The organism is Halobellus sp. LT62 (assembly GCF_037031285.1).
In the GTDB taxonomy this organism is placed as follows: domain Archaea; phylum Halobacteriota; class Halobacteria; order Halobacteriales; family Haloferacaceae; genus Haloquadratum; species Haloquadratum salinisoli.
Genome location: NZ_JAYEZO010000001.1, coordinates 622641 through 639517, shown reverse-complemented (window position 1 = coordinate 639517; position 16877 = coordinate 622641). Strand labels below are relative to the sequence as shown.

The window sequence follows — 16877 nt, the reverse complement described above, 5'->3', positions numbered from 1 at the left end:
AACCGTCCGGTGAGGAGATCGCGGCGGGCGATCCGCTCTCAAATCGCCTCGCGAACGCGCCGGGTAATCTCGTCGACGTCGTAGTCGTCTTCGGATTTGTCCCAGAGCACGTCGCCGTCGACGGCGACCGTCAGCACGCCGTGGTCGCCGGTCACCAGCGCGACGCGGTCCAGTCGGTCCCCGAACTGTTCGAGCAGCGCGTGTTGGATCGCCTCGGCGCGGTCGAGGAAGCCGCAGGGCACGCAGTATTCGATCTCGACTGTCGTCATACGTGTCTCTCGGCTCCGCGTGGAATTAAACGCGTTGCGCTCGGCTGGGACCACCCGAACGCTTTCGTCCGCATCGAGCGAACTGACGGGTATGGCCCACGACATCGAGCGCTATCTCAACGTTCGGAGCGCCTACGGTGCCTCGTTCGGCGTGAACGACGAACTCGCCTTTCTGATGGACACCACGGGCGTCCCGCAGGTCTGGACGCTCGCAGAACCCGGTGGCTGGCCCGAGCAGCGCACCTTCTCCGAGGAGCGCGTGACGTTCGTGTCGTGGTCGCCAGAACGCGAGGAGTTCGCCTTCGGGATGGACCGCGGCGGCAACGAGCGCCAACAGCTGTTCCGGTACGACCCGCCGACCGGCGAGATCACCGACTGGACCGAAGCGCCGGACGCGAAGCACCGCTGGGGCGGCTGGAGCCACGACGGCGAGCGGATCGGGTTCACCGCCAACCGTCGCGACGAGTCCGTCTTCGACGTCTACGTACAGCGCCGTGAGGCGACCGGCACCGACGCCGAACTCGTCGCCGAGGGCGACGGCTGGCTGACCCTCGGCGGCTGGTCGCCCGATGACTCGCGGCTACTCCTCACCGAGGCGTACTCGAACTTCGATCAGGACGTTTCGGTCCTCGACGTCGAGACCGGCGAGACGACCGAGCTGACCCCACACGAGGGGACGACCCGCTTTCAGAGCGCGACGTGGGGGCCGGACGGCGAGCACGTGTATCTCGTCTCCGACCGCGAGAGCGACACGCTCGATCTCTGGTCGGTCGACGCCGACAGCGGCGCGTTCTCGCTCGTCGCCGAGGACCCCGACTGGGAGATCGACGGCGTCGCGGTCGACGACGAGACCGGTCGGATCGTCTACTCGACGAACGTCGACGGCTACACCGAACTGACCGTCGGCGAGTTGGCGGAGCCGACGGCGGTCGAGGAGACGGGAGCGCCGAAAATACCGCGGGGCGTCGCGGGCGGCGTCGCCTTCGACGACGCGGGCGAGCGCTTCGCCGTGACGGTGACGCGGCGCAGCGACCCCGCGAACGTCTACGTTATCGACGACACGGGCGAGCCGACGCGTTGGACGCGCGCGGCGACCGCGGGAATCCCCCGCGATTCGTTCGTCGACCCCGAACTCGTCCACTACCCGACGTTCGACGGCCGAGAGATCCCGGCGTTCTTCTCGCTGCCGGAGACCGACACCGGCCACGGGGAGACGCCCGTGATCGTCGACATCCACGGGGGGCCGGAGTCGCAGCGGCGGCCCTCGTTCAGCGCGGTCACGCAGTACTTCCTCGCGAACGGTTACGCCGTCTTCGAGCCGAACGTCCGCGGCTCGGCGGGCTACGGGAAGGCGTACGGCCACCTCGACGACGTCGAGAAGCGGATGGACTCGGTGGCGGACGTCGAGGCCGCCGTCGAGTGGCTACACGACCACCCGGCGGTCGATCCCGATCGAATCGTCGCGATGGGCGGCTCCTACGGCGGTTTTATGGTCCTCGCGGCGATGACCGAATACCCCGACCTGTGGGCCGCGGGGATCGACATCGTCGGCATCGCGAACTTCGTGACGTTCCTCGAGAACACCGGCGAGTGGCGTCGGTCGCTCCGCGAGGCCGAATACGGATCGTTGGAGGACGACAGGGAGTTCCTCGAATCGATCTCGCCGCTCAACACCATCGAGGCGATCCGCGCGCCGCTTTTCGTCCTGCACGGCGAGAACGACCCCCGAGTCCCCGTCTCCGAGGCGCACCAGCTCGTCGAAGCCGCAAAACAGCACGTACCCGTCCGAGAGCGCATTTTCGACGACGAGGGCCACGGCTTCACGAAGCTCGAAAACCGGATCCACGCCTACGAGGAAATCGTCGAGTTCCTCTCCGAGCACGTCGAGTGACAGGAACAACAAATATGTTATACAACCGAGTTGTCGCGGGTGTCAGTAACACCCTGAAAATAGGGTTTTTACGTCCTATGGCGACTACAGCGAGAAAACCGAGGTGAATAAATCAGTCAACCGAACGTCTTAATGTGTTGACGTGCGAGTAAGTGAACTATGACGGGAGATCCTGTCGGAGGGCGCGTTCTCGTCGTTATGCCGCCGAATTCGGACCATCCGGACGAGGCGACGAACTACGATGCTGCCGACGGCGGGAGTGAAGACGGGGAGGTTTCCGACGCTACGACACACCGGCAGGGAGAGTTCATTCGCGGCAGCCGCCAACGCGCGCCTTCCGACAGGAACGCAGAACCGACGGGACGCGACGAGAACCGGGAATACGAACGCGAGGGCAGACCGAAGCGGAACGGTGCGGAGGGCTCGACATCGGGTGAACAACCCTCCGCCGACGATTGGGATCCGGCACACGTCGTCGCCGAACTGAAGCGGCGGCTCTCCGCGGACGTGATCGTCCGGTGTCCGGACACCACCATCGAATACGTCGAAGAGCTCGGGCCGACGCTCGATTGCGTCGTGGTGCTCCACGAAAACCGACCGCTGATCGACACGCTCATCAGCGAGTGCACGGTTCCGGTTATCGTCTTCGAACCGCCGGTCATCGGTCGTATCGACGAAATCGTCGACGGGGAAGATCCGGTCGAGGAACTCCTCGAAGTCGTACAGACCGAGATCCGCAACGACCACGTCCAGAACGACCTGCAGGAGTCCAACGCGCGGTTGACCGCCCTGAGCCACTACGCGGAAGACATCACTGCCTGTGAGACTGTCGACGCGGTCGTCGAACGGACGGTGGAAGCGACGATCGACGCCCTCGCGTTCGATTACTGCGTCGTGCTCCTCATCGACGGGTCGTTGCTCGTTCCACGGGCGTCGACGCTGCCGGATCCGCCGGCGAGCCCCTGTGAGGTCTCCGAGGGGATCGCCGGTCGGACGCTCGCGCGGGGGAAATCGGAGATCGTCCCCGATATGCAGACCGATCCGGACGCGATCCCCGAGCACGACGAGCTGCACGCGGTGCTGAGCGTGCCGATCACCGAACGCGGGGTGATCCAAGTCGTCTCCGAAGAGCGCGATGCGTTCGACGACCGGGACCGCGAGTTCGTCGAGATCCTCGCGGGCTACACGCGAGAGGCGCTCGAACGGATCGAACGGGAGGTGACGCTCCGAAAAGAGCGCGATCGGTTGCACGCCTTCTTCGGCGACCTCCCCACACCGGCCGTGTACGTCGAACGTCGGGACGGAGAGACACTCGTCGAAGAGGCGAACCGGGCCTACTCGAACCAGATCAGAGAGATAACGCCCGGAAAGCCGCTCGCTGAAATCGTACAGAATGACGCCGAACTCGAACACTACGAACGCGCGTTCGAGACGGGGACGGTGACGAACGGGAGCGTCGAGCGTGAACGCGCGGACGACGAGACACAACGGTTCGCGCTCACCGTCGTCCCCGTCTCACCGCCGACCGCCAGCGAGTGCGCCTACGGGCTCTACATCGACGAACGAACCACCAAAACCCTCGAATCGTTCCAGTAAATACGAGGCGGAGGAGTCCGCAGATGGTCGGGTGACCTCGGATCGACCTCGAAGCGCTGCAGAGGATCCCCCACCACGGCGGCGGTAGAACCAAACGGGACGCGGTCGAATCTCGTGATATGAGCGCTGACGCCGAACAGGGTTGGCGGAACCGACCGATCCGGTGTCTTATCGCAAAGGTGGGACTCGACGGTCACGATCGAGGCGCACACGTCATCTCACGCGCGTTCCGGGATGCAGGATTCGAGGTCGTCTACTCCGGGCTACATCGCGCTCCGGAGGAGGTGGTGCAGGCGGCCGTACAGGAGGACGTCGACGTCCTCGGGCTCTCGATTCTCTCCGGCGCGCACAACACCCTCGTTCCGGCGGTCATCGAGGGGCTGAAGTCCTACGACGCCTTCGAGGACACACTCATCATCGTCGGGGGAATCATCCCGGAAGAGGACCGAGAGCGCCTCCACGAGATGGGCGTCGACGCGGTCTTCGGGCCCGGGACCCCGATGGAGGAGACGATCGAGTTCGTTCGAGAGAACGTACCGCGCCGCGAGAGATGACCGGCGGCGACTCCACTGACCCCGACCGAGGTTCCGATGGCTCCGACCGGGACTCCGCTGACCCCAACTGCGACGTCGGGTCGGACGTGGCCGCCCGGAACGAACGGCTCGTCGACTCGCTGCTCGCTGGCGAGCACCGCGCGCTCGCCAGAGCGATCACGCGCATCGAGAACCGCGAACCCGGCTACCGCGACCTCGTCTCTCGCCTGTACCGACACGCCGGGACGGCGACCGTCGTCGGCGTCACCGGAAGCCCCGGTGCCGGAAAGTCGACGCTCGTTGACAAACTGGCCGCTGCATACCGCGACCGCGGCGACACCGTCGGCGTCATCGCCGTCGACCCCTCGTCGCCGTACTCCGGCGGGGCGGTCCTCGGTGACCGCATTCGAATGGGATCGACCGTCGGCGACATGGACGTGTTCGTCCGCTCGATGAGCACGCGGGGACAACTCGGCGGCTTATCGACGGCGACGACGGACGCGATCACGGCGCTGGACGCGTTCGGCAAGGACGTCGTCGTCGTCGAGACGGTCGGCGCGGGGCAAAGCGAGGTCGACGTCGTCCGCACCGCCGACACCGTCGCGGTCCTCGTCCAACCCGGCAGCGGCGACGACGTCCAGATGCTGAAGGCCGGGATCCTCGAAATCGGCGACGTGTTCGTCGTCAACAAAGCCGACGTCGACGGCGTCGAACGGACCGTCGCGGAACTGCGAGAGATGATCCGACGACGCGAGGTGGACGGCAAGCGAACGGGGGAAAAGCGAACGACCGAGGAGCGGACAGACGGGGAGCAGACGGGCGAGGAGCGGACAGACGGCAAGCGAACGGGCGAGGAGCGAACGGGGGAAAAGCGAACGGACGGGGAGCGAACGGGCGGCGGGCGATCCACCGACGACGGCCCGTGGCAGCCGCCGATCGTCGAGACGGTCGCAACGAGCGGAGCGGGTCTCGAAGACCTACTCGACGCGCTCGACGGGCACGCGTCCTACCTGCGTCGGACGGGCGCGGGCGACCGCAAAGCGATCGACCGCATCGCAGCGGAGATCAGGCAGTTGGTCCGCAGCGACGCGAACGAACTGCTGGCTGCCGAAATAGATCGCCGCGGCGGGGTCGAGGCACTGGCGCGCCGCGTCCGCGACCGCGAGACCGATCCCTACACCGTCGCCGACGAGGTCGTCGACCCGCTTCGGGAGTGTCTCGCATCGATACGCGAGGGATCGACAGACGGGTCGTCCGAGTCGTCGTGACGGCCGGTCTCTTCGACCGCGAGCCGATGACGCCAGCAGGCTGAAACCGACCGCGCCCGTACATCGGGTATGCGCCTTCGCTCTCTCGCCGCCGGTGTCGCGCTCGGTGCCGGAGCCACCGCACTGGCGAACGCCGCCTTACGACGGCGAACGCCCGCGTTGGAACCGGCGCTCGACGGCACTCACCGGACGTTCTCGTGGAACGGAATCGACGTGCGATACACCGAAGCCGGAGACCCGTCGGACCCGGATCTCCTGCTCCTCCACGGGATCAACGCCGCCGCGTCCAGCGGCGAGTTCCGCGCCGTCTTCGCCGAACTCGCCGAGGACTACCACGTGATCGCCCCCGATCTCCCCGGGTTCGGCACCTCGGATCGGCCGGCGCTTCGGTACTCCGCGACCCTGTACGAGGAGTTCGTCCGCGACTTCGTCGCCGAGTTCGATCGCCCCGCGGTCGTCGCCTCGTCGCTGACCGGCGCGTACCTCGCAGCCGCCCACCTCGACCTCTCGTCGGTGGTGCTCGTCTGTCCGACCGAACGCGGGGGCCCCGACCGCAACCACCTCGCCAGAGAGCTGCTTCGGTCCCCGCTGGTGGGCGAGGCCCTCTTCAATCTGCTCGCGTCGAAACCGTCGATCCGGTATTTCAACGCCGACCACGGCTACTACGACGCCGATCTGGTGAGCGAGTCGTGGATCGACTACGAGTGGCGGACCGCCCACCAGCCGAACGCGCGCTACGCCCCGGCGTCGTTCGTCAGCGGCTTTCTGAACAGCGACGTCGACCTCGAAGCGGCGCTCTCGTCGATCGATGCGACGGTAACGCTCGTCTGGGGCCGCGAGGCCGATATCACGCCGCTGCAGCGTGGGCGAACGCTGGCCGACGCCGCGGACTGCCGCCTCGTCGTGATCGACGACGCGAAACTGCTCCCGCACGTCGAGTTCCCGGAAGCGTTCGTCGACGTCGTCCGCGACGCCATCGAGCGGTAACGACTCGGCCACGTCGCCCGCGACGCCATTCGACGGTGACGTCTCGAAGTTTGCGCCGAACCGCTGGGTCTTTTTCCTCCACCGGTGTACCGTGGCGTATGCACGCAGTCGAGTCCGAGGAGCCGAAGCGGTGCCGGAGCGGTGAGACGTCGTGAGCCTGCGCTGTCTCACCGTACGCGGTCACGACTTGACTGCTGACGGGACCGCACTCGCCGGGAGGCCGAACGGCGAGGCGGTCACGCCACACGAAGCCGTCGCAGCCGCGCTCGACGGGCGTGCGGGCCTCACCAGCGACTCCGTCGCCGCGCCCGACATCGACGCCGACTGTGACCATATCGACGTCGGCTTCGGTGACATCGACGCCGTCTTCGCCGTCGGCGGGGACGCGCTCGGTGCGCTCTCGGGAGTCGAACTCGACTGTCCGGTCGTCCCCGTCAGCGCCGGCGTCCGTCGCTACGATAACGGCCCCGAGGACCTGCCCGCGATCGCCGAGGCGCTGCTCGCGGGTGAATTCGAGACCGCCCCGCACCCGGTGCTCGGCGTCGCTGTCGACGGCGAGCGAGTGAGAACCGCCGTCGCCGACGTGGCGCTGATGACGTCGGCTCCGGCCAAAATCTCCGAGTACGCGATCGAGACGGCGGACGGCTGGAACGAGACCGTCCGCTCGGACGGGGTCGTCGTGGCCACGCCGCTGGGAAGCACCGGGTACGCCCGCGCCGGCGGCGGACCGACACTCGCACCCGAAACGGGACTCGTGACGGTGCCGGTGTCGCCCTACGCGATGAACCCCGACGTGTGGGTCCTACGAGCACCGATTACGCTCTCCGTCGAACGCGACGAGGCGGACGTGTCGCTGCACCTCGACGACGACATCGTTCGATCGGTCCCGGCGAACGTTCCCGTCGACGTCACCGTCGATCGGACGCTATCGCTCCTCAGCGTCCGACCGTAGCGAGCCGTCGATCGTAGCGGGCCGCCGATCGCCGTTCAGACGATCGCGTTCCAGAGCGGTTCGATGAGGTAAAAGAAGCCCTGGTAGCCCGCGTACAGCAGCGCGAAGACCGACGCGCCGATCGCCGCGGTCGGCCGTTCGAGCGCCTTCGACTTCGAGCGCGCCTCGACGAGACGGGACTCGTACTCGAAGAAGTCCGAGATGAACACCGACAGTGCGAGGATCGACATCACCATCCCCCCGTGCGGCTCGACGATCAGGAAGACGAAAGAAGCGAGCACGAGCGCCACGTTCGTCGCCGTGTGCGGCAGCCAGCGGTCGAGGGATCCGTCGTCGTCGTCCGAATCCGCCTGCGTGAGGTGCCGACGGTGCTGCAGGAATCTCGTGAGAATGTTGAGGACGACGAGACCGAAGACGACGAACGGGATGACGGGCCCGAGTGCGTCCAACGCATCGAGTGGGACGAGGAACTGTAGCGGTTGCATACCCGACGTTGGGTACAGGACTCATTAGAGTTTTTCCAATCCGGCGCGAGAGAAGACGCGAGCGTCAGGTGTGGAGGAGGGACGACCGACCGCAGACCGACAACGGGCGTTCAGCGGGAATTCAACGACGAACGGCCGCGTCGCTACTGTGCGCGCTCTTCGAGCGCTTCTCGAGTCTGTCGGATCGCCGGGATGACGACCCAAAACGTCAGCGCGCCGATGATGGTGAACCAGAAGAACGCGTCCATAAGCACCACGCCAAGCGTGTCGAACATCGTCGCGGAATCGCTGAGCTCCACCGGAGAGACGAGCTGTTGTTCACTCTCGAAACTCGGCGTCCGGTACCAACCCGCCAGTACCATCCACCCGAGACCCGCAGCCGTGAATATTCCCAGCCCTTTGATGAACTCGTCAGCCATTGGTGTTCGAATCTTCGCCGGAGTCCTCTTGAGACTTTCCCATTCCGCGGGCGCGAAAGCGCGTGCCGATCACGTACACCCCGGCCCCGAACGCGATGATCGCCAGCCCGAGAGCCGCGAAGACGGTGCTCAACAGTCCGCCGCCGATCGCGAGGCCGAAGGCCGCGAGCGCGCCGCGGACGATGTTTCCCAAGAAGCTGACGTTCAGCGTGGCGGCGTCGAGGAGCATAAACCCGAACACGACGCTCACGACGGCGATGAGCGTCGAAAACACCGTTACAGTCTTGTAAATACGCATCGGCACGACGACGTCGCGGCCGCGGCGCGCCTCGGGTCCGTCTCCCCCGTCTCGCGGACTGCCCGCTGACTCCTCGGACGTCGTCGACGAATCTCCGTCGCTCATTGTCGGCCCTTTGCACTGCCCGGAAAAGGCCCTTTCCGTGTGTGGTCGTCGGACCGAGGGCCTTCGAGCGTGATACGCAACGAACGTCTGAAGCGGATATCGACAGCGAAAACCGAAGGTGAACGTCGGCAGCGAGTCGCAGAAGCGAAATTGCACCGAACGTCGGTAACGAAACAGCAAACCGCCGAAAAGCGCGCGTACACCCTCAAAGCGCGCCGCCTTATTTCGGCGGACGCAGCCGGTAGTACCGACGGTTGAGGTCGTACATATACCCCTCACGCATCGTCTTCAACACGGCCCACGTGATGAACCCGCCGACGATCGGCAGCAGGAACGTCAGGTCGAACGCGAGGTTGACGTTCATCGGCAGGAGGTTCTTCGCCGAGTAGACGCTGATCGTGAGCGCGAAGATGACGCCGCCGACGCCGATGGCGGCCCAGAGCGGCTGTTCGACGGGTCGTCGCGCGCTTCCCTTGTTGAGGAAGGGAACGACGGCGATGAAGCCGACGACGACGACGTTCGCGAGGACGCCGTACATCCGGTCGGACATCAGCTTCTGCCCGCCGAGAATCGACAGTTCGGGGTTCAGCGGGCCGAGCTTGAGCAGGCCGAACGACCAGTAGAGATACCAGTCGGGCAGGATGATCGCAGGGGTACTCGAGGGGTTCGCCGGATCGCCGATGTGCGGCGGAAGCGTCGCCGACAGGAACAGCAGCATTCCCACAAAGAAACTGGCGATCGCCAAGTTTCGGATGATCTCGTGGGGCCACGTCGGGAACGCGAGCACGTCGCGTTCGACGTAATCGGACTCCTGTCGGAGGTCTTGGTCTTCTCGACGGGCGCGCTCGAAGTACTCGTAGGTGAGCTGTGAGAGGCCCTGTGTCCGTTCCTTGCGCTCGCGCCACGTCGGCGTTTCGTCGTCGGGGGCGACGATACCGCTGCCGTCGGCACGGACGTCGTCGGTGGTGGATTCTTCGTCGGTCATTGTATCAGTGGGGTTCCGCGATGCCCTGCACCCAGACGATCCCGATGTGGATGGCGATGAGCGCCGTCACCACGAACGGGAGCAGGAACACGTGGATGATGTACATACGTTGCAGCGTTGCTTGACTCAACGAGAAGCCGCCGAACAGCAACTGTGCGGCCCACTCGCCGACGAGCGGGACCGAAAGCGCCATCTCGACGCCGATCTGCCCAGCCCAATAGGCGAGTTGGTCCCACGGGAGCAGGTATCCGGTGTACCCGAACACCATCGTCAGGCTGATCAGGACGATGCCGAGCAGCCAGTTCAACTCCCGCGGTTCCTTGTACGCGCCGGTGAAGTACACGCGGAGCATATGCAGGAACACCGCCGCGACCATCACCTGCGCCGACCACCGGTGAATCGACCGCAGCATAAATCCGAACTGCAGGTCCCGCATAATGAACGCGATGGAGTTGTAGGCGGTCGAGGGATCGCCGGTCGTCGCCGGGGAGTAGTAGAACCCGAGAAGCGCGCCGCTGATCGCGGCGACGACGTACGCGAGCGTGGAGAACAGCCCCAGCGTGTACAGCGGGTACCAGTACCAGAACTTGTTGTCGAGGTTGTACTGTTCGGTGTGGCTCTTCGGCATCTGGAGGTTGACCCGGTAATACAGGGTCTCCAGTAGTTCCATGTAGTCGACGATTCGGAGCCGCTTATCGAGCCAGATGAGCGACGTGAGGAAGACTGACTCGACGGGAGTCAGGTCCTTCTCTTTCATCCAGCCCTTGTGGTCGTAGTCGTCTTTCTTTTCGAGACTCATTGTTATCGCTTGTAGTAGGGGTAGATCGCGCGTTTGACGTGGTCCCACGCGCCGTCAGCGAACGGAACTCCGTCGACCTCCTCCTCGCGCACGTAGAGATCCTCCCACTTGCGACGCCGTTTCTTGACGATCACGACGTCCGGCAGGAACTCCTTGCGGTACATCGCGAGGATGAACGCCAGATCGATGAAAATGACGGCGAGCACGGCACCGAGGTACATATTCCCGATGTCTGTCAGTCCCCATCCGGACAGGAGACCGTACGTGAACAGGAACACGAAGACGACCTCGATGATCGTCAGCAGAACGATCGCGATTGCCGCGGCAGTGCTCTCGCGCGCCGGTTCGTACCGGTGGATGTCGCCGTAGGTACTGCCACTCGACGACATTATCAGTTCCTCCCGGTCCCCGTGTGCGGGGACTCACCGTATTTCAGGATGTAGAACGTGAAGATCACCGTCACGAGGATCCCGAGGATCGTCGCCGCGCCGACCCAGTGGGCGTGAATCGGAACGCCGAGGTCGTGCAGTTCCTTCTCGCCGCCACCGCCGCCGGCGTTGGGGTTCTCGACGACTTCGATGGTGGCTTCCATACCGGACACCCGGTGAGGCTCACAGTAGTACTCGTAGGTGCCGAGCGTCTCGAACGTGTACTCGTAAGTGAACCCGGTGTTTTCGAGAGTCTCGTGGCCTTCCCAGTTGGCATCCTCCGGCTGGCTGTCGACGACGATGTTGTGGTTGTCCGACTCCCAGACGAACTCGACGGTCGTTCCGGGAGCGATCTGTAGCGGTTCGTCCGTTCCGGGCGTGAACACGAGCGACGCGTCGGGGCCGACGAGGACCTCTTCGGTCCCGGCTCCGCCGCCGGAGCCGCTTTCGGTCCCCGTTCCCGTCCCAGTTCCGGTTGCCGTGCCGGTGGCTGTTCCGCCCTCGGTCTCGGTCTCCTGGGCGGCACCGAGTCCGGCGGTGGCAGAGGCCGTCGTGGCAGCAGCAGGGACGCTCGCTGCTCGCAGAAAGTCCCGCCTCTTCATACACTTCGACGTCAGGATGCAGCGCGCTTAAACCCACCGACTCCCCCCTCACGACGGGTGTTACGACTCGCTTCTCGAATCCGTGTCGTCGGCGGCTTCCGCACCGATAGCGGATTCCGAATCGTCGTGAGAATCCGCGCTGTCGTCCCCCTGGTCGAACCCACTGGAGCGGTCGGGGTCAGCGGGTTCCGATTCCGGCAGGAACTCCGGGCGTTCGTCTTCGACGGCTCGAAGCGCGCGGAGTCGGTTCCGAAACTCCTCGGTGCGGAACCGGTCCGATAAGCGCGCGTTCGCGACGACGAGAAAGAGGAAAAAGCCGATGACGAGAAACCCGATCGCGGCGATCGGGGCGACAATCGTCGAGAGCGACGGGAGCGCGATCCACGCGACGAGCAGACCGAGTCCGACGACGATCTGTGCGGCGGCGACGATCTGCAGCATCAGGTTCCCGAACTCACCGCTGCCCTCGACGACCTCCTCGGGGTCCGGAAGCGACGCGTCCTCCGGGGCGTCCATCAGCTCGTAGCTCTCCATCGAACAGAGCGCGACGGTCGGTTTGACGTCGCGCAGGACGGTCCCCTCGCCCTCGACGCTCCCGTCTGCGTGCACGATCGCGTACCCCTCGTCAGAGTAGGCGACGACGCGGTCCTCGCCCGCGTGGATCCGCTCGACGACGGCGAAGATCTCTCGAATCGCGACCCGTGCGTTCAGTTCCTGTTCGACTCGATCTAAGAGTTCCTCGCCGACGATCCACGTGTCGGGATCGAACGCCGCCTCCCACTCTTCGAGGCTCATCTCGGCCATGTCCGCCGGGCCGAAGTTGTCGAAGTCGTAGGTCTCCTCGACCTCTCGACGGAGCTCGTCGAGATCTGTCGGCTCGGCGGGCGGTTCCTCGGCCGCCGCGGATTCGTCGTCGACGGGCGACCGCGGCTCGTCCGTTCCGGTCGACGATGAGTCGTCCGCAGTCGATGGTGAGTCGTCGTCCGTAGTCGACGCCGACGACCCTGCGGCGTCCGTCGGGTCGTCGGGCGGGCGTGCGTCGGACCGACGCTCAGCCGTGTCCGACTCCTCGGAAGACTCCGTCATTACCCGACCGTTAGTCTGGCAGACTCCTTAGGGTAACGGTTCTTTCACAAGCGCGAGAAGCCGGACACTTTACACGACGGCGAGTCCAACCCCGGGCAATGGTATCCGAGTCGGCCATCGCGACGGTCGCCGCGTTGATGGTCACGGTCAGCCTCCCCTTCTACCTCTACGGCGCGTGGATCATGATCGATGCCGACACGGTCAGCTGGAGCGTCCTCATCTACCACCTGAAGTTCATCGTCCCCGGGTTGATTCTCACGACGATCCCGGTCGTGACGTGGATGCTCCCCCGACTCCTTGATCAACTCGGCGGCGTGACCGTCATCCACGCGATTTTGGGGCTGCAGGCGTACGCGCTCTTGGTCCTCGCGCTGACCGGGATCGTGCGGATCCTGCAGGTGAAACGCGACGCCGACCTCTATGAGAACCCAGAGCAGGACGTGGACCTCGACGAGCTGCACCCGGATATGAGCGCGTGGCGCGGACGACTCCGGGTCGGCGTCTTCGGCTACGTGATCTTCTGGTTCCTCGCGTGGCTCCTCGGGATGTCGCAGTATCTCGGACGGTACGTGCTCGGATAGCCGCCGTCGCTTGATTTACAGCCGCTGGACGCCGCCCACTGAACTAGCTCCACGCTTCGCCCGACGCAAGGTCGACGCCGCCGTCGAGCTTCGACGACGGGCAGCGGTCTTCGAGGACGCACGCCTCGCAGTCGGGGTTGCGAGCGGTGCAGACCGCGCGGCCGTGGCTGATGAAGAGGTGCGTGAACTGCTGCCAGTCGGATTCCGGAACCAACTCCATCAGTTCGCGCTCGATCTTCGTCGGCGTCTCCTCCTCGGCGATACCGAGTCGTCGAGAGATGCGCTGGACGTGCGTGTCGACGACGATTCCCTCCACGACATCGTGGCCGTGCTGCAGAACGACGTTCGCGGTCTTTCGACCGACGCCGGACAGGTCAGTGAGTTCGGCCATCGTGTCCGGGACCTCGCCGTCGTGCTCGGCCACCAACGCCTCGCCGATCGATTTCAGATAGCCGGCCTTGTTGTTGTGAAACGTGATCCCGTAGATGTCGTCGGCGAGTTCCGCCTCGTCGGCGTCGGCGTAGTCGGCCGCGCTCCGATACTTCTCGAACAGCTCCTCGGTCACCTGATTGACCCGCTCGTCGGTGCACTGTGCGGAGAGGACGACGGCGACGAGCAATTCCAACCGGTTCGAGTAGTTAAGCGAGATCGTCGAATCCGGATACTCCTCGTAGAGTCGGTCGAGAACCTCCGCGGCCTGCTCTTCGCGGGTTGAACGCGGCGTGCCCATACGCGAGCATCGAATGCGGCGGTGTTGAGAGCACCGATTACTCGCGCCAGTCCACCGTATCGGTTCGGGTTCGTTCCACGGACGAGAACGGTTATTAGGAAACCGTGTGTACTAATACCATGGGGCCGAGCACGGGATCACCGATCGACGATATCGCGTACCTCGCGCGGTCCGAACACCGCACGCCGACGCTCGTCGCGCTAGCTGCCCGTCCCCGTAGCCGATCCGAACTCTGGGAGATGACGGGTGTCTCTTCGTCCACGATCCGACGGACGCTACGGGAGTTCGAAGACCGCAACTGGGTCCGCAGAAACGGGTACCAGTACGAATCGACGCAGCTGGGTTCGTTCATCGCGCTCGCGATGGCGGAGCTGATCGAACGGGTCGAAATCGAGCGGAAGGTCCGGGACGTCTGGCAGTGGCTCCCGGGCGAAGAAACTGGGGTCACCCTCGAGATGTGCTCGGACGCCGTCGTGACGGTCGCCGGAGCCGACAACCCGTACGCCCCGGTAAACCGGTTTCTCACGCTGATTAGAGAGACCGAGCGGTTCCGCTTCGTCGGGTCCGACCTCGCCCTCCTCGAGCCGTGTCGTGACGAGTTCTGTCAGCGAGTCATCGACGGTATGCAAACCGAGGTCATCGACCCGCCGGGCGTCGTCAGGTACATCCGTTCGACCTATCCGGAACTGTTCTCCGAGACGCTGGCGAGCGGTAATCTCACCATCCGACTGCACGACGATCTCCCGTCGTATGGGGTGGGTATCTTCGACCACCGGATCGCGGTGTGCGGCCACGACCCCGACACGCAAACGATCCGGGTGTTACTCGACACCGACTCGCCGGAAGCACGCGAGTGGGCGGAATCGAAGTTCTCGTTTTTCCGGCGCAAGACGCCGACAGTCCCGCTCGAAACGGTCACTGAGTGAGCCGGTTGTTGGAACTGTTTGCCTGTGCTCGCCGCTCGCGATCGGTGAGCGACAACAGTTCGTCCGACGACGCAGTCAATCGGGTCCGACGAGCAACACACTGGCTCTTCCGTCGTCGGCGACGGTCGACGTGTTCGCCGGCCACGTACGGAGGCGCGTCCGTCCGGTGGGTGGCGATTTCCGTTTCCAAATGATGACGACCGGTCATCGTCTGCGCAACCGTCAGTCGCTGCCGGGTGGTCAACGCGTGGATACGGAGTCAGCAACCGCAGGTGTGTCACGAGTTAGCTACGTAACGCTTGGAAGCGAATCGACGGTTGCCGAAAGGCAACTGAACCACTATGGCACGAGCACACAAACTCGACTGTGAATCGGCGGCGAACGACTGCCGGTTCATCGTCCAATCGGAGAACGAAGCCGAAGCGGTCGAACTGGCAAGGAATCACATGAAAAAGGTGCACGGGCAGGACTTCTCGGACGACGAACTTCGGACGGACTACCTGCAGGTCGTGTAACTATGGCGGCTGACCAGCAGGTTCACCAAGGTGTGGACCTCGAGACACTCGAAGGGTTCGCCGAGTTCGCGGCCGAAAATCCGGACGACGTACGTCTTGGACTCGGCGCGCGATCCACCTACGAAGGGACGTGCGCGCACAGCCTCGCGAAGGTGGACAGTTACGAACTCGGCGGCGAGACCATCGCGCGCGAGACCCGCGAGTACACGATCCCCTACGGGGCGTGGAAGGAAGTGTTGGATGCGGGCGGCTGGGTCGGCGGAACCGACCGGCTGGAACCGATCGAGGCCGCGCTCTCCGCGCTCGCCTCCTGCATCAACGTTGGGATCACCATCAACGCCGTCGCCAACGGCGTCGACATCGACCACCTCCAGACCCGGGTCCGAACGGATTTCGATCCGAGAGTCCTCTTCAGCCTCAAGGACCTCGAAGAAGCGGACGCCGTCTTCGAGAACCTGACGGCCGAAATCGAAATCGAGAGTCCGGATCTCGACAAAGATCAGATCGACGAGTGGGCGCGGCGCGCACCGGTCTACACGCTCGTCTCCCTCGATCAGGACATCCAACTTACGGTGAATACACCGGCGGAAGTGAGGGCCGACGACTAACGAAGTGATACGAATGGCAGAGTCACTCGACGTCGAACGTCTCGAACGGGCGGTCAAGAGCGTCTATCGAGACGTCGCCGAAGCGCCGGACGAGGAGTATCACTTCGAGATGGGCCGCGGGCTGGCGAAGCGGCTCGGCTATCCGACGAGCGATCTCGATCGGATTCCCGCACAGGCCGTAGCGTCCTTCGCTGGCGTGGGGTATCACTTCGACCTCGCGGACCTTCGAGAAGGCGACGACGTCCTCGACCTCGGGAGCGGTTCCGGGACGGACGCGTTCGTCGCGGCGGTACAGGTCGCAGAGACGGGGAGCGTGACCGGATTGGATATGACCGACCAACAGCTCGCGAAGGCACGGCAGCTACGCGACGAGGCGGGGATGGACAACGTCTCCTTCGAACGGGGATACATCGAGGACATTCCCTTCGATGACGGCGCGTTCGACGTCGTGATCTCGAACGGAGTCATCAACCTCTCGCCGGACAAACGGCGAGTGTTCGCGGAGGCGAACCGAGTCCTCGCGTCGGACGGACGGCTCGCTATCTCGGACATCATCAGCGAGAAACTGATGCCCGAGAGCATCAAGAACAACGAAGACCTGTGGGCGGCCTGCATCGGTGGGGCCGAACAGGTCGACCGCTACACGTCCATCATCGAAGACTCCGGGTTCGAGGTGACGGACGTCCGGGAAAACACCCAATACGAGTTCATTTCGGACCAAGCGGCGAACGCGTGTCAGAAATACGGCGTGAAGAGTATCTCGCTCGGCGCTCACAAGTAGCAGGGCCGCGTGTGGATTGTAGCCTCGGGAACG

Annotated in this window: 21 protein-coding genes; 11 read left to right on the top strand and 10 right to left on the bottom strand. The window is 64.6% G+C overall.

The genetic code is table 11. The features are described from left to right. Positions 1-38 precede the first annotated feature (38 nt). Positions 39-269 (bottom strand): SelT/SelW/SelH family protein, encoded by a 231-nt coding sequence (locus tag U5919_RS03200; RefSeq protein WP_336022080.1) that lies wholly within the window; start codon positions 267-269, stop codon positions 39-41. A gap of 91 nt (positions 270-360) precedes the next feature. Between U5919_RS03200 and U5919_RS03195 the strand changes: the two genes are divergently transcribed. The 6 genes from U5919_RS03195 to U5919_RS03170 all read left to right on the top strand — a co-directional run bounded on the left by U5919_RS03195 (position 361) and on the right by U5919_RS03170 (position 7496). Further along, positions 361-2160: a S9 family peptidase gene (locus U5919_RS03195; protein WP_336022078.1), complete on the top strand. Its 1800-nt coding sequence runs from the start codon at positions 361-363 to the stop codon at positions 2158-2160. Between the two features lie 159 nt (positions 2161-2319). After that, positions 2320-3756 (top strand): GAF domain-containing protein, encoded by a 1437-nt coding sequence (locus U5919_RS03190; RefSeq protein ID WP_336022077.1) that lies wholly within the window; start codon positions 2320-2322, stop codon positions 3754-3756. Positions 3757-3875: 119 nt separating this feature from the next. Further along, entirely contained in the window at positions 3876-4310 is a 435-nt protein-coding gene (locus U5919_RS03185; protein WP_336022076.1) for a cobalamin B12-binding domain-containing protein, read from the top strand. After that, positions 4307-5557 carry a methylmalonyl Co-A mutase-associated GTPase MeaB gene (gene meaB / locus U5919_RS03180; protein WP_336022075.1) on the top strand — a complete coding sequence of 417 codons (1251 nt, stop codon included), beginning with the start codon at positions 4307-4309 and terminating at the stop codon, positions 5555-5557. Before U5919_RS03185 ends, meaB begins: the two co-directional genes overlap by 4 nt. A gap of 69 nt (positions 5558-5626) precedes the next feature. Beyond that, entirely contained in the window at positions 5627-6544 is a 918-nt protein-coding gene (locus U5919_RS03175) for an alpha/beta fold hydrolase (protein ID WP_336022074.1), read from the top strand. A 187-nt stretch (positions 6545-6731) separates the two neighbouring features. Next, positions 6732-7496, top strand: coding sequence for an NAD(+)/NADH kinase (locus U5919_RS03170; RefSeq protein ID WP_336022073.1), 765 nt, complete (start codon positions 6732-6734; stop codon positions 7494-7496). Positions 7497-7531: 35 nt separating this feature from the next. Here the strand turns inward: U5919_RS03170 and U5919_RS03165 are convergent, their stop codons facing one another. The 8 genes from U5919_RS03165 to U5919_RS03130 form a co-directional block, all read right to left on the bottom strand. After that, positions 7532-7981 carry a DUF7313 family protein gene (locus U5919_RS03165; RefSeq protein WP_336022072.1) on the bottom strand — a complete coding sequence of 150 codons (450 nt, stop codon included), beginning with the start codon at positions 7979-7981 and terminating at the stop codon, positions 7532-7534. 143 nt (positions 7982-8124) lie between these two features. After that, the gene (locus U5919_RS03160) at positions 8125-8400 is read right to left on the bottom strand and encodes a DUF7314 family protein (RefSeq protein ID WP_336022070.1); all 276 of its coding nucleotides are present in this window, start codon (positions 8398-8400) and stop codon (positions 8125-8127) included. Then, complete coding sequence (locus tag U5919_RS03155; RefSeq protein ID WP_336022068.1) at positions 8393-8803, bottom strand: DUF7315 family membrane protein; 411 nt, start codon at positions 8801-8803, stop codon at positions 8393-8395. Before U5919_RS03155 ends, U5919_RS03160 begins: the two co-directional genes overlap by 8 nt. A 220-nt stretch (positions 8804-9023) precedes the next feature. Continuing rightward, complete coding sequence (locus U5919_RS03150) at positions 9024-9788, bottom strand: cytochrome b family protein (RefSeq protein ID WP_336022067.1); 765 nt, start codon at positions 9786-9788, stop codon at positions 9024-9026. Between the two features lie 4 nt (positions 9789-9792). Continuing rightward, on the bottom strand, positions 9793-10587 hold the full coding sequence (locus U5919_RS03145; protein WP_336022066.1) for a cytochrome b: 795 nt from the start codon (positions 10585-10587) through the stop codon (positions 9793-9795). 2 nt (positions 10588-10589) lie between these two features. After that, positions 10590-10976 carry a DUF7318 family protein gene (locus U5919_RS03140; RefSeq protein WP_336022065.1) on the bottom strand — a complete coding sequence of 129 codons (387 nt, stop codon included), beginning with the start codon at positions 10974-10976 and terminating at the stop codon, positions 10590-10592. Between the two features lie 2 nt (positions 10977-10978). Continuing rightward, a complete protein-coding gene (locus tag U5919_RS03135; protein ID WP_336022064.1) occupies positions 10979-11617 on the bottom strand; it encodes a plastocyanin/azurin family copper-binding protein in 639 nt (212 codons plus the stop codon). A 60-nt stretch (positions 11618-11677) separates the two neighbouring features. Next, the gene (locus U5919_RS03130; RefSeq protein WP_336022063.1) at positions 11678-12703 is read right to left on the bottom strand and encodes a DUF7319 domain-containing protein; all 1026 of its coding nucleotides are present in this window, start codon (positions 12701-12703) and stop codon (positions 11678-11680) included. Positions 12704-12801: 98 nt separating this feature from the next. Here U5919_RS03130 and U5919_RS03125 point away from each other — a divergent pair, with 98 nt between their 5' ends. Next, entirely contained in the window at positions 12802-13284 is a 483-nt protein-coding gene (locus U5919_RS03125; protein WP_336022062.1) for a DUF7321 family protein, read from the top strand. Between the two features lie 43 nt (positions 13285-13327). Here the strand turns inward: U5919_RS03125 and nth are convergent, their stop codons facing one another. Next, positions 13328-14014, bottom strand: a complete 687-nt coding sequence (gene nth / locus U5919_RS03120) for an endonuclease III (RefSeq protein ID WP_336022061.1) — start codon at positions 14012-14014, stop codon at positions 13328-13330. Between the two features lie 119 nt (positions 14015-14133). Between nth and U5919_RS03115 the strand changes: the two genes are divergently transcribed. The 4 genes from U5919_RS03115 to U5919_RS03100 all read left to right on the top strand — a co-directional run bounded on the left by U5919_RS03115 (position 14134) and on the right by U5919_RS03100 (position 16844). Beyond that, a complete protein-coding gene (locus U5919_RS03115; protein ID WP_336022060.1) occupies positions 14134-14940 on the top strand; it encodes a helix-turn-helix transcriptional regulator in 807 nt (268 codons plus the stop codon). Between the two features lie 341 nt (positions 14941-15281). Beyond that, positions 15282-15455 carry a DUF1059 domain-containing protein gene (locus tag U5919_RS03110; protein WP_336022059.1) on the top strand — a complete coding sequence of 58 codons (174 nt, stop codon included), beginning with the start codon at positions 15282-15284 and terminating at the stop codon, positions 15453-15455. Between the two features lie 2 nt (positions 15456-15457). Next, complete coding sequence (locus U5919_RS03105; protein WP_336022057.1) at positions 15458-16063, top strand: OsmC family protein; 606 nt, start codon at positions 15458-15460, stop codon at positions 16061-16063. A 13-nt stretch (positions 16064-16076) separates the two neighbouring features. Beyond that, on the top strand, positions 16077-16844 hold the full coding sequence (locus tag U5919_RS03100; protein ID WP_336022055.1) for a methyltransferase domain-containing protein: 768 nt from the start codon (positions 16077-16079) through the stop codon (positions 16842-16844). Positions 16845-16877: the final 33 nt, after the last annotated feature.